Genomic DNA, 12,565 nt, shown 5'->3' with positions numbered 1-12,565 from the left:
GAGGGTCCGTCCCGCACCGGCGGTGACCACCGATCCGGTGATCACCACTCCCGCCCCCGCGACTGGCTCCCCGTCGGACTCCTCGGCGAGCCCGATCGCCGTTTCCACGGCATCGGGCAGGAAGGGCGTCACCACGACACGGTCCTCCCCGTAGATCGGTCGGGCGATCTCGGCGAGGGTGTCGGTGTCGAGAGCCCGCGGCGAACCGTTGTTGGTCAGCACGATCATGTCGAGCACCGGCTCGAGTGCCTCGAGAACCCCTTCGGCGTCCTTGTCCCCCAGCACCCCGATCACCCCGACGAGGCGCCGGAAGTCGAACTCCTCGGTGAGCGCCTGGGCCAGGGCGGCCGCACCGTGCGGGTTGTGGGCGGCGTCGACGAACACCGTCGGCGCGCTGCGCACCCGCTCGAGGCGTCCCGGACTCGTCACCGACGCGAAACCGGACCGGATCGCGTCGATGTCGAGTTGCCGATCGGCGCCGGCCCCGAAGAAGGCCTCGACCGCGGCTAGCGCCAGGACGGCGTTGGACGCCTGATGGGCGCCGTGCAGCGGGAGATAGATCTCGTCGTAGACACCGCCGAGTCCCTGCAACCTCAGCATCTGACCGCCGACCGCGGTGACCGAGTCGAGCACCGCGAACTCGGAGTTCTGCCGCGCCACGATCGTGCCGGACTCGACGGTCTGCCGCAGCAGGACGTCCATCACCTCGGGCTCCTGATCGGCGATGATCGTCACCGGGTCGACCGGGACGAGTTCGTCGGACCCGCCCTTCTTGATGATCCCGGCCTTCTCCGACGCGATGGCGGCCAGGGTGTCGCCGAGGTAGTCGGCGTGGTCCATGGCGACCGGCGTGATGACGGCGACCGTGGCATCGATGACGTTGGTGGCGTCCCAGCGCCCACCCATTCCGGTCTCCACCACCGCCACGTCGACGGGGGCCTCGGCGAACACCGCGTAGGACATCGCGACGAGCACCTCGAACTTGCTCATCCGCGGTCCACCCGCGGCCGTCGACGAGTCGTCGACCATGGTGATGAACGGCTCGAGTTCGCGGTAGGTGTCGACATAGGTCCGGGCACCGATCGGGCGCCCGTCGACGGCGATGCGTTCGGTCACCCGCTGCAGGTGGGGGCTGGTGATCCGGCCGGTCCGACGATGCAGCGCGATGAGCAGGGCGTCGATCATCCGGGTCACCGACGTCTTGCCGTTGGTGCCGGCGATGTGGATGGCCGGATAGCTGTGCTGCGGGGAACCGAGCAGATCCATCAATGTGGCGATCCGCGTCAGGGACGGCTCGATCTTCGTCTCCGGCCAGCGCGCATCGAGTTCGGCCTCGACCTCGGCGAGTTCGGCGAGGACGGCCGCGTCGTCAGCGGCTTCGGAGGCTTCGTGCCCGGCCAGGCCGGCGTCCTCGGCGGCGCTGTCCTCGTCGTCGGCGAGCAGCGCACCGAGGTGGTTGGTCGGCGCGGCATCCACGGCTCCGAGGTGATCACGATCGAGGTCGTCGAGATCCTCGTCGGCGTCACTGCCCGACCCGAGGTCGCGGTCGTCTCGGCTCACGACCCACCCAGGGTGGCGAGGGTGGCGCCGAGCCGTTCGACCTCTTCGGTCGCAACCCGCTGCCGATCCCGGATCTTCGCGACGACGTGGTCTGGTGCCTTGGCGAGGAACTGGTCGTTGCCGAGTTTCGCGGTTGTCGACGCCAATTCCTTCTCCGCGGCCGCCAGATCCTTGGCGAGCCGTTTGCGTTCCGCCTCGACGTCGACCGTGCCCGACGTGTCGATGCGCACGGTGACCGTCGCTGCGGACAGGCGCACGTCGATGGTGGCGGTGGCCGCGAAATCGTCTCCCGCACTTTCCAGCCGCGCCAACGAGTCGAGGTAAGGACGCGACTGGGCGAGCTCGGCGGCGTCGAGTCCGTCGACCTCGGCCGCGACGCGCTGACCCGGTCGGAGCCCCTGGTCGCTGCGGAACCGGCGCACCTCGGTGATCAGGCGCTGCAGGTCGTCGATGTGCTGTGCGGCGGCACCGTCGGCGGGGGTCGCGTCGACATACGGCCACTGCGTCACCACCAGCGACTCCCCGCCGGTCAGCGAGGTCCACAACGCCTCGGTCACGAACGGCATCACCGGGTGCAACAGACGCAGCAGCGGGTCGAGCACGTTGCCCAGCACCAGAGCCGTCGACCGGGAGCGCGCGTCGTCGTTCTCGGCGAACTGCACCTTGGCGAGTTCCAGGTACCAGTCACACACCTCGTCCCACGCGAAGTGATAGAGGGCCTCACATGCCTTGGAGAATTCGTAGGCCTCGAACCCCGCGTCGACCTCCGCGAACACCGCGTCGAGCCGGTCGAGAATCCAGCGGTCGGCGACGGTCAGCTCGGAACGGTCGGGCAGGTCCCCGATCACCGCGCCGTTCATCATCGCGAACTTGGTGGCGTTGAAAAGTTTGGTGGCGAAGTTGCGCGACGACTGTGCATGGTCCTCGCCGACGGAGATGTCGCTGCCGGGGTTGGCGCCACGGGCCAAGGTGAACCGCAGGGCGTCGGCGCCGAAACGCTCCACCCAGTCGAGCGGATCGATGCCGTTGCCCTTCGACTTCGACATCTTGCGCCCGTGCTCGTCACGCACCAGTCCGTGCAGGAACAGGTTGTGGAACGGCACCGTCCTGCCCTCGCCGAGCTGTGCCCCGACGTACGTGCCGAACATCATCATCCGGGCCACCCAGAAGAACAGGATGTCGTAGCCGGTGACCAGGACCGAGGTGGGATAGAACTTCTCGAGGTCGGGAGTCTTCTCGGGCCAGCCGAGGGTGGAGAACGGCCACAGACCCGAGGAGAACCAGGTGTCGAGGACGTCGGTTTCCTGGACGTAACCCTCGGGCGCCTGCTCGTCGGGTCCGAGGCAGACGACCTCGCCGTCGGGGCCGTACCAGATGGGGATGCGATGGCCCCACCACAGCTGCCGCGAGATGCACCAGTCGTACATATTGTCGACCCAGCCGAACCAGCGGGATTCCATCGACGTCGGATGGATGACGGTGTCACCGTCGCGGACCGCGTCGCCGGCGGCCTTCGCCAGCGACTCCACCTTGACCCACCACTGCATCGACAGGCGCGGCTCGATCGGCTCCCCGGTGCGTTCGGAATGTCCGACGCTGTGCAGGTACGGCCGGACCTCCTTGACGATGCGTCCCTCGTCGGCCAGCGCCTCGCGGACCTTGACCCGGGCCTCGAAGCGGTCCATGCCGTCGAAGACCGTTCCGGTGCCGGCGATGCGGGCCTCGGCGTCCATGATCGTGGGCATCGGCAGATCGTGCCGCTGCCCGATCGCGAAGTCGTTGGGGTCGTGGGCGGGGGTGATCTTCACTGCGCCGCTGCCGAATTCGGGGTCGACGTAGTCGTCGGCGATGACCGGGATCTTCCGGTCGACGAACGGGTGGTCGAGTTCGGTGCCGATCAGGTGGGCATAGCGCTCGTCGTCGGGGTGCACGGCGATCGCGGTGTCACCGAGCATCGTCTCCACCCGGGTGGTGGCCACCACGATGTGCGGCTCGGCGTCGTCGAGGCTGCCGTAGCGGAAGCTCACCAGTTCGCCCTCGACGTCGGCGTAGCTGACCTCGATGTCGCTGATCGCGGTCTTGAGTACCGGGGACCAGTTGACGAGCCGTTCCGCGCGGTAGATCAGCCCGTCGTCGTACATCTGCTTGAACACGGTGTGCACGGCCCGCGACAGGCCCTCGTCCATGGTGAAGCGTTCGCGGGACCAGTCCACGCCATCGCCGAGGCGGCGCATCTGCTCGCCGATGTTGCCACCGATCTCGGCCTTCTCCGCCCAGACGCGGTCGATGAACCCGTCGCGGCCGAGGTCGTCGCGGGTCAGGCCCTCGGTCGCGAGTTTGCGCTCGACCATCGTCTGCATGGCGATGGCGGCGTGGTCCATACCCGGCAGCCACAGCACCTCGTAGCCCTGCATACGGCGACGACGCGACAGCGCGTCCATCAGGACGTGCTCGTAGGCGTGCCCCATGTGCAGCGAGCCGTTGACGTTGGGCGGCGGGATCACGATGGAGAACGCCGGGCGCTCGCTCGTCGCGTCGGCGGTGAAGTACCCGGCGTCGACCCAGCCCTGATAGAGCCGGGCCTCATGCTCGGCGGGATCCCAGGACTTCGGTAGCTCACGGGTGGGGTCGGCTTTGGTCACCCCACAATCTTAGGGAACGCCCATCCTCAGACGTGGAGCCGGTGCAGGTCCTCCGGTGCGTTGACGTTGGTCAGCCAGTCGGGGTTGCTGACCGCGACGCGATGAGTGGTCAGCGCGTCGAGTGCGCCGAGCATCCGTCGTTCACCCTGTGCGGCCAGGCCCGCGATCACCTCGGACGCGTCGGTGCGGTAGAGCGCGGCCATGGGATGGTCGCGCCCCATGTCGTGCGCGATGACCGCCTGCACCGACGAGGTCACGCCGCGGCGCAATTCGTCGATGAGTTCCGCGGAGATCAGCGGCATGTCGGTGGCGCATACGAACGCCCACCGTGCGCCCGCTGCGGCCGCCTGCGCCAGCCCGACGGCGAGCCCGCCGAGCGGGCCGGTGCCCGGCTCCTCGTCGGTGACCCATTGCGCCTCCGGGCCGCCGGTGCCGTGCAGTGCCCGGTAGGCAGCGGAGTCCTCGCTCGCGACGACCAGGACCGGCCGGCAACGTTCGCCGACGACGCGTACCACCCGAGCCAGCATCGGCTCACCCTCCCAGTCGATCCCCGCCTTGTCGCGGCCCATCCGCCGGGACCGTCCACCCGCGAGCACGATCCCCGCCAACTGCTGTTCTGCATCCTGTTGCGTCATCGCTACAGTCTCACCCGCCGCATACGCAGAACTCCCGGAAACACCGAAGATTTTCGGGTGTTTCCGGGAGTTCTATGGGTTGTCGGGTCGTGCGTGCGGTCAGGCGCTCTTGTCGCGCCGCTCGTCGCGGTTCTCCTTGCGCGGGACGATCGTCGGGAGCACGTTGTCGCTGACGGTCTCGCCCGTCACGACGACCTTCTCGACGTCGTCGCGACTGGGGATGTCATACATCACCGGCAGGAGGACTTCCTCCATGATCGCGCGCAGGCCACGGGCACCGGTGCCGCGATGGATGGCCTGGTCGGCGACAGCCTCCAGCGCGTCATGGGTGAACTCGAGTTCGACGTTGTCCATCTCGAACAGCTTGGTGTACTGCTTCACCAGCGCGTTCTTCGGCTGCGACAGGATACTGACGAGCGATTCCTTGTCCAGGTTCGTCACCGACGCCACGACCGGCAGCCGGCCGATGAACTCCGGGATGAGACCGAACTTGATGAGGTCCTCGGGCATGACCTCGGCGAAGTGGTCGGTGGTGTCCACCTCGTCGCGGCTGGTGACCTCGTTGCCGAAACCGATGCCGCGCTTGCCGATTCGCTCCGAGACGATCTTCTCCAGCCCGGCGAATGCGCCCGCGACGATGAACAACACGTTGGTCGTGTCGATCTGGATGAACTCCTGGTGCGGATGCTTGCGGCCCCCCTGCGGCGGCACCGAGGCCTGCGTGCCCTCGAGGATCTTCAGCAGCGCCTGCTGGACACCCTCGCCGGAGACGTCGCGGGTGATCGACGGGTTCTCGCTCTTGCGGGCGATCTTGTCGACCTCGTCGATGTAGATGATGCCTGTCTCGGCCCGCTTGACGTCGTAGTCGGCGGCCTGGATGAGCTTGAGGAGAATGTTCTCGACATCCTCGCCGACGTAGCCGGCCTCGGTGAGCGCGGTGGCGTCGGCGATCGCGAACGGCACGTTGAGCATCTTCGCGAGCGTCTGCGCGAGGTAGGTCTTGCCGCAGCCGGTCGGGCCGAGCATCAGGATGTTGGATTTCGCGAGTTCGACGGTCTCACCGCTGCGGGCGTCCTTCTTCTCGCCGGCCTGGATGCGCTTGTAGTGGTTGTAGACCGCGACCGCGAGGGTGCGCTTGGCGTTGTCCTGGCCGATGACGTAGTTCTCGAGGAACTCACGGATCTCGACGGGCTTGGGCAGCTCGTCGAGTTTCACGTCACCGTTCTCGGCGAGTTCCTCTTCGATGATCTCGTTGCACAGGTCGATGCACTCGTCACAGATGTACACGCCGGGTCCGGCGATCAGCTTCTTGACCTGCTTCTGACTCTTTCCACAGAAAGAGCACTTCAGCAGATCGCCACCGTCTCCGATTCGTGCCATCTCGTGTACGTACCTTCCTCGTTGCTCTCCGGATGTGCCGGCATGTCCGCGAGCATCCGGGCATGGGCCACCGATCGACACTCGGGCCACCAGTAATCGACGGTACCCGTGCGTCGCTCGAACTTCGACCGATAAGCGCAAATGTCACGCCTCGAATTTCGGCCGTTGTCCACTGTTTGTTTGTCTGGGTGTGTCTCGTGCACACGTCCTGCGCGTCCGCGTCGCTCAGCGAAACGAGGTCGCAGACGTCAAGGATGCTCGCTTCAGGTGTGCTGCGGCACGCACATCGGCCCGGCGTGTCGGCCGATGCGCGTGCCGCACAGGTCAGGCGTGGCTCTTCTTCAGCGACTTCTTGCGGTATTCGAAGACCTCGTCGACGATGCCGTATTCCTTGGCCGCCTCGGCCGTCAGGATGTTGTCGCGGTCGGTGTCCTTGCGGATCTTCGCCGGCTCCTGGCCGGTGTGCCGGGCCAGGATCTCGTCGAGACGATTGCGGACGCGCTCGATCTCGGCGGCCTGGATCTCCAGATCCGACACCTGACCCTGGTAGGCGCCGCCGGTGCGGGGCTGGTGGATCAGGATCGTCGCGTTCGGCAGCGCGGCGCGCTTGCCGGGGGTTCCGCCGGCCAGCAGGATCGCCGCCGCCGACGCCGCCTCACCGAGGCAGACGGTGACGATGTCACAGTGGACGTATTGCATCGTGTCGTAGATGGCGAGCATGTCCGGCACGCTGCCGCCGGGAGAGTTGATGTACATGGTGATGTCGCGGTCGGGGTCCTGGGACTCCAGCACCAGCAACTGGGCCATCACGTCGTTGGCCACCGTCTGGTCGATCGGCGTGCCGACGAAGACGATGCGCTCCTCGAACAGCTTCGCGTACGGATCGTACTGACGCTGGCCGTTCGGGGTGTGCTCGATGAACTGCGGCAGGATGTAGCGCGCCTCGATGCTCTTGAGGGCCAGCGCCGACGCGGGAATCCCGGCGGCCACCTCGGCGGGCAGGGACTGCAGCGATGCAAGGTTGGTCATGTTCTGCTCCTTATCAGGCCGAAGGCGCGACGGCCGTGGCACGGGTGACGACATGATCGACGAGACCGTACTCCTTGGCCTGCTGCGCGGTGAACCACTTGTCACGATCGGAATCCGCCTCGATCTTCTCCAGGGGTTGGCCGCTGAACTCCGCGTTGAGACGGTTCATCTCCTTCTTGGTCGCGGCGAACTGCTCGGCCTGGATGGCGATGTCGGCCGCGGTGCCGCCGATGCCCGCCGACGGCTGGTGCATCATGATGCGCGCGTGTGGGAGGGCGTGCCGCTTGCCCGGGGTACCGGCGGCGAGCAGGAACTGCCCCATCGAGGCCGCCATACCCATGGCGTAGGTGGCCACATCGCATTCGGCGAGCTGCATGGTGTCGAAGATCGCCATGCCCGCGGTGACGGAGCCGCCGGGTGAGTTGATGTAGAGGTTGATGTCGCGTGTCGGGTCCTCTGCGGCAAGCAGCAGGATCTGCGCACACAGCCGGTTGGCGATCTCGTCGTCGACCTGGGTTCCGAGGAAGATGATCCGCTCACGCAGCAGCCGCTCGAAGACCGAGTCGGTCAGGTTCAGCCCGGCCACTCCCGAACTCAGCGTTGGTGTGTGGATGGTCGGCTCACTCACTGTTCCTACCTTTGCCTGTCGTGGTGACGTGCGGCCGTGCCGCGTCACCCGTTTTCCGGGTCCAGCTGTTCGGTTGATGATCCATCGTCGCCGAGGATCATCCCGAGGTCCTCACCGACACTAACCAATGCGATCGGGTCGACAGTCCCGATGACACCTCTCTTCGCTGAGAGCAGAACAGCCGGCGTCGGGCAGCGCCCGGCTCCGGCTGTTCACACCTCGTTCGGCGAGCGATCAGTTCTCGTCGTCCGTGGCCGCGTCGTCGGCGGCGGCGGTGTCGTCGTCGGCGGTGTCGTCGTCGGCGGTGTCGTCGTCGGCGGTGTCGTCGTCGGCGGTGTCGTCGTCGGCGGTGTCGTCGGCGTCCTGCTTACCGAAGAACTCCTCGGTGTCCACGGCCGCACCCGCGCTGTCGGTCACGGTGACGTCGGCGACGATCGCCGCGAGGGCCTTACCCCGACGGACGTCCGCGTAGACCGCACCGACCTGGTTGGCCTGGGTGAGCTGGGAGATGAACTCCTGCGGCTGCATCCCGTAGCGCTGCGCCTGGAAGAGGATCTGCTGGGTCAGCTCGTCCTGGCTCACCTCGGTGTCCTGCTGTTCGGCGATCGCGTCGAGCAGCAGCTGGGTCTTGACCGACTTCTCGGCCTCCTCACGGGCCTCGGCGTCCCACTCCTCGCGGGTCTTGCCCTGCGCCTCGAGGAACTTGGCGACCTGCTCGTCGTCGTGGCCGAGCGCGTGCACGATCTGGTGCTGCTGGCCCTCGACCTCTTCGGCCACGACCTTCTCCGGCAGCGGGATCTCGACCGCGGCCAGCAGCGCCTCGAGCACCTTGTCGCGGATGGCGTTGGCCTGCTCGAGCTTCTTGGACTGTCCGACCCGCTCGCGCAGGCTCTCGCGCAGCTCGTCGACGGTGTCGAACTCGCTGGCCATCTGGGCGAACTCGTCGTCGACCTCGGGCAGTTCGCGTTCCTTGACCGAGTTCACGGTGACCGTGACGTCGGCGTCCTCGCCGGCGTGGTCACCGGCGACCAGCTTGGTGGTGAAGACCTTGGACTCGCCGGTCGTCATCCCGATCAGCGCATCGTCGAGGCCGTCGACGAGTTCACCGGAACCCACCTCGTGCGACAGCCCCTCGGTGGAGGCCTCCTCGACGGCCTCCCCGCCGACCGTGGCGGCGAGGTCGATCGAGACGAAGTCACCGTTCTGCGCACCGCGCTCGATGCCCTTGAGCGTGCCGAACCGCGCGCGCAGTCCCTCGAGCTGTTCGGCGACCGCGTCCTCGTCGACCTCGATGGCATCCACCTCGACGGCAAGCGTCGCGTAATCCGGAAGCTCGATCTCCGGGCGGACGTCGACCTCGGCGGTGAAGGTGATCGGATCGCCGTAGACGAGTTCGGCGAGGTCGATCTCCGGCTGGCCGATGGCCTTGGTCTCGGTCTCGGCGACGGCCTGCGAGTACTTCGACGGCAACGCGTCGTTGACGACCTGGGCGAGGATCGAGTCGCGACCCACGCGGGCCTCGATCAGCTTCGCCGGCGCCTTGCCCGGACGGAAACCGGGAATCCGGATCTGCTGGGCCAAGGTCTTGAAGGTCCGGTCGAACTCACCTGAGAGCTCCTCGAACGGGACCTCGACATTGAGCTTCACCCGGGTCGGGCTCAACTGCTCGACGGTGCTCTTCACGCCTGCTCCTAACGTCTGCATTCTCTGCGTATATGACAAGTCTGTCGTTGAGTCGGGATGACAGGATTTGAACCTGCGACCCTCCGCTCCCAAAGCGGATGCGCTACCAAGCTGCGCCACATCCCGGTCGGCCCACATGACGATGCAACCGGAGACCGGCAGAACACGAGCAGGGCCAACAGAAGATAGTACGTGCCCGCTCGCCGACCTCCTAAACGGGTACTCCCGCGACACGCGTCCTCCCGACTCGGACCACCTGGCTCGCCAGGCGATTTCAGGATCGCGCACACCACCGGGTACAGTCTTGGGCGCACGCGAAGCCGGTGGCGATCCCATGGCCTTGCGGCACGCGGGTGTAGCTCAATGGTAGAGCCCTAGTCTTCCAAACTAGCTACGCGGGTTCGATTCCCGTCACCCGCTCTACAGCCGACGGTTCCATCATGCGGCCAACTCTGTGATCCACGCCACTTCAGGGCGTAGGCTGGGGCCATGTCGTCCAGTCACAGCAAGAGCCAGCGCAAGTGCCCCTCCTGCGGGGCGCACCTCTATATCCGCAAGGACGTGACGCAGTCGGACTCCGGTCCCGGTCGCGTAGACGTGATGCTCGTGTGCCGCGACGAGGCGTGCCCCGAGCCGGCCCGCCACCTGCGCACCGAACATCCCCAGCCGGCCTGAACCCCGACGCGGTCTCACGCATGCGCCCCCGCGAACCCGGCGCACGCGGTTTGAGCCGTCGTCCACACCCACTGATCTGCCCATTTGACCTTTCCGCGCATCCTTGCTGATGTTGTACGAACGAAGGACACGGACGCGGGGGTCTGCGTCATCGTCGACAGCACGTCTCCTGACGGCTGCCCTCGACATCGCCGAACCCTGGGGGGGAATCCAGTGCGCGCTGCTGCATGCGTCCACAGCACCCGGCCGACTATCGGCCGAACCGTGTCGTCACGCATCCGCTCGGTCCTGTCGCGCGTCGTGCTGGCCGTGCTCACCGCGATGTCGATGATCACCGGCGTCGTCGTGGGTGGCGGAACCGCGAGCGCCGACACCGTCGCGCTGCCGACTCCGCTGCCCGACCGCTTTTACGACGCACCGAGGAACATCGCCGCTTTCAAGGCGGGTGACATCCTCGCGGTTCGCGGCCGCGCCAATCCCGCGGGTTTCTTCGATATCCGCACCTACCAGGTGAAGTTCCGCTCGACCGACAGTCAGGGCCGTCCCATCGCAGCGGTGACCACCCTGCTGGTCCCCGACCGTAAGAAGCTCAACGGCCCACTGTTGTCCTTCCAGCACGTCATCAACGCCAACGGCTTGGAATGTGCTCCGTCCCAAGCGCTTTGGACACAGGACCCCAACATCGTGATCCGCGAGGCACCGGCCCTCAATGTCGTTCTCCGCCAAGGCTGGACCGTCGCGATCCCCGATCATCTCGGGCCGCGCAGTGCCTACGGCGCCGCCAAGCTCGGCGGTCAGATCACCCTCGACGGCATCCGCGCGGTACAGCACTTCGCCCCAGCGCGGGTCGCCAAGAGTCCGGTGGGTCTGACCGGTTACTCCGGTGGCGGTATGGCGACCGCCTGGGCGGCAGCCCTGGCCCCGACATACGCTCCGGAGTTGCGGATCGTAGGTGCCGCTTATGGCGGCGTCCCGATGAATCTGGTGAAGATGGCCGAGGGTCTCGGGTACGACCGCCCGCATCCCGCGTTCGGTCTCGCGTTCGCGGCGGCGATCGGCCTGTCGCGGGAGTATCCGGCCCGGATTCCCATGCTCGAGCACCTGTCGCCGTTGGGATGGCAGCTGTACCGGGGCATGCGCAACGCCTGCACCTTCGACATCCTGCGCCTCGGCGCGGGCCACGACGCCGAACAGGTGACCACCGGCGGTATCGGGATCTTCGACGACGAGTCAGCCCGCAAGGTCGTCGAGGAGAACAGCTTGTCGCTGTATCCCGGCATCCCGCGGGCACCGATCTTCGAATGGCACAGCCCGACCGACACACTGATCCCGGTGTCGTCGATCGACCGCACGATCGGTCGGTACTGCCGGGCCGGGGTCCGGGTCCAGCGCCAGCTGACGCCGTCCCCCGACCACATGTCGGCCGCGGTCATCGGCGCCCCGCAGGCCCTGCAGTACCTGAGCGATCGGTTCAACGGGCTGCCGGTGCCCAGCAACTGCTGAGCGCCACGGCTTCGTTGGTCTACTTTGGCCGAAAGGCAACGGTTGTGTAACGATGGTTGTGCACTCTGGGGAGTGTGATTCAGTAACTCAAACTGCAAAGGTCCCAAACCAGTGCTGACTATGAAGCCTTCTCGCCGCGGCCGCCGCGGCCTGACACGACGTTCGCTCGCCGCCGTGATCGGTACGGTCGGTGTGTTGGTCGCGCTGCCGCTGACCGCCGGCGCCACGCCGGTTACCGTGCTCCCGGGCATCACCTTCGATGTCCCGATCCCCGGCACCGAGGCCCCACAGCCTCCCAAGAGTTCACCCGCGCCCACACCGGAGCAGAAGCCCGCACCCAAGCCGAAGCCGGAGACCAAGTCCAATTCGGGCTTCCCGGCCATCCCGAACGTGTCGACGTCGACCGGCTGGATCGCGCTGGCCGTGGATTCCAAGCACCAGATCTACTGGTGGCACAACGGCCAGGAAGTCAAGTCCATGCCGATCTCGATGGGCTCGAACGCCCATCCGACTCCGAACGGCGTGTACTACACCAAGGAGAGCTACCGCGACATGTACATGGACTCGTCCACGTACGGTGTCCCGGTCGACTCCGCGGAGGGGTACCGCACCTACGTCGAGTACGCGACGCGTATGTCCTGGGACGGAATCTTCATCCACGCCGCACCGTGGTCGGTTGCGCAGCAGGGCAACAGCAACGTCAGCCACGGGTGCATCAACGTGAGCACCGCCAACGGCAAGTGGGTTTTCGACACCATCCCGCGTAACACCCCGATCGTGGTGCGCGGCACTGTGGGTCCGAACTACATCCCCGGTAGCTGACCCGACGC

The 12,565-nt window shown here is 66.7% G+C and carries 10 protein-coding genes and 2 tRNA genes; 4 read left to right on the top strand and 8 right to left on the bottom strand.

Annotated features, from left to right (window positions below):
- The 8 genes from folC to GORHZ_RS26700 all read right to left on the bottom strand — a co-directional run.
- Positions 1 to 1,476, bottom strand: a 1,476-nt coding sequence (gene folC, locus GORHZ_RS26735) for a bifunctional tetrahydrofolate synthase/dihydrofolate synthase (protein ID WP_040533706.1), incomplete at its 3' end; no start/stop codon positions are given.
- An 80-nt stretch (positions 1,477 to 1,556) separates the two neighbouring features.
- Complete coding sequence (locus tag GORHZ_RS26730; protein WP_006338730.1) at positions 1,557 to 4,202, bottom strand: valine--tRNA ligase; 2,646 nt, start codon at positions 4,200 to 4,202, stop codon at positions 1,557 to 1,559.
- A gap of 26 nt (positions 4,203 to 4,228) precedes the next feature.
- The gene (locus tag GORHZ_RS26725) at positions 4,229 to 4,837 is read right to left on the bottom strand and encodes a molybdenum cofactor guanylyltransferase (RefSeq protein ID WP_040533699.1); all 609 of its coding nucleotides are present in this window, start codon (positions 4,835 to 4,837) and stop codon (positions 4,229 to 4,231) included.
- A gap of 99 nt (positions 4,838 to 4,936) precedes the next feature.
- Positions 4,937 to 6,217, bottom strand: a complete 1,281-nt coding sequence (clpX, locus tag GORHZ_RS26720) for an ATP-dependent Clp protease ATP-binding subunit ClpX (RefSeq protein WP_006338728.1) — start codon at positions 6,215 to 6,217, stop codon at positions 4,937 to 4,939.
- A 324-nt stretch (positions 6,218 to 6,541) separates the two neighbouring features.
- Entirely contained in the window at positions 6,542 to 7,246 is a 705-nt protein-coding gene (locus tag GORHZ_RS26715; RefSeq protein WP_006338727.1) for an ATP-dependent Clp protease proteolytic subunit, read from the bottom strand.
- 13 nt (positions 7,247 to 7,259) lie between these two features.
- Positions 7,260 to 7,874 (bottom strand): ATP-dependent Clp protease proteolytic subunit, encoded by a 615-nt coding sequence (locus tag GORHZ_RS26710; RefSeq protein WP_006338725.1) that lies wholly within the window; start codon positions 7,872 to 7,874, stop codon positions 7,260 to 7,262.
- A 234-nt stretch (positions 7,875 to 8,108) separates the two neighbouring features.
- Complete coding sequence (tig, locus tag GORHZ_RS26705; RefSeq protein ID WP_157205372.1) at positions 8,109 to 9,557, bottom strand: trigger factor; 1,449 nt, start codon at positions 9,555 to 9,557, stop codon at positions 8,109 to 8,111.
- 52 nt (positions 9,558 to 9,609) lie between these two features.
- Positions 9,610 to 9,683: transfer RNA gene (locus GORHZ_RS26700), tRNA-Pro, on the bottom strand.
- A gap of 223 nt (positions 9,684 to 9,906) precedes the next feature.
- On the opposite strand from GORHZ_RS26700, the gene GORHZ_RS26695 reads away from it, so the two are divergent.
- The 4 genes from GORHZ_RS26695 to GORHZ_RS26680 all read left to right on the top strand — a co-directional run bounded on the left by GORHZ_RS26695 (position 9,907) and on the right by GORHZ_RS26680 (position 12,557).
- Positions 9,907 to 9,977: transfer RNA gene (locus GORHZ_RS26695), tRNA-Gly, on the top strand.
- A gap of 69 nt (positions 9,978 to 10,046) precedes the next feature.
- The gene (locus tag GORHZ_RS26690) at positions 10,047 to 10,232 is read left to right on the top strand and encodes a hypothetical protein (RefSeq protein WP_006338723.1); all 186 of its coding nucleotides are present in this window, start codon (positions 10,047 to 10,049) and stop codon (positions 10,230 to 10,232) included.
- 321 nt (positions 10,233 to 10,553) lie between these two features.
- Positions 10,554 to 11,735, top strand: a complete 1,182-nt coding sequence (locus GORHZ_RS26685; RefSeq protein ID WP_083877452.1) for a lipase family protein — start codon at positions 10,554 to 10,556, stop codon at positions 11,733 to 11,735.
- A 111-nt stretch (positions 11,736 to 11,846) separates the two neighbouring features.
- Positions 11,847 to 12,557 (top strand): L,D-transpeptidase, encoded by a 711-nt coding sequence (locus tag GORHZ_RS26680; protein WP_006338721.1) that lies wholly within the window; start codon positions 11,847 to 11,849, stop codon positions 12,555 to 12,557.
- The last annotated feature ends 8 nt before the right edge of the window (positions 12,558 to 12,565 follow it).

Source organism: Gordonia rhizosphera NBRC 16068, assembly GCF_000298195.1.
Classification (GTDB): Bacteria; Actinomycetota; Actinomycetes; order Mycobacteriales; family Mycobacteriaceae; genus Gordonia; species Gordonia rhizosphera.
This window is presented reverse-complemented; position numbering and strand designations above follow the sequence as displayed.

Bases quoted from the DNA above. Each gene is read 5' to 3' on its own strand.
- GORHZ_RS26725 (WP_040533699.1), bottom strand. From the start codon at position 4,837: ATGACGCAACAGGATGCAGAACAGCAGTTGGCGGGGATCGTGCTCGCG.
- clpX (WP_006338728.1), bottom strand. From the start codon at position 6,217: ATGGCACGAATCGGAGACGGTGGCGATCTGCTGAAGTGCTCTTTCTGT.
- GORHZ_RS26715 (WP_006338727.1), bottom strand. From the start codon at position 7,246: ATGACCAACCTTGCATCGCTGCAGTCCCTGCCCGCCGAGGTGGCCGCC.
- GORHZ_RS26690 (WP_006338723.1), top strand. From the start codon at position 10,047: ATGTCGTCCAGTCACAGCAAGAGCCAGCGCAAGTGCCCCTCCTGCGGG.
- GORHZ_RS26685 (WP_083877452.1), top strand. From the start codon at position 10,554: ATGTCGATGATCACCGGCGTCGTCGTGGGTGGCGGAACCGCGAGCGCC.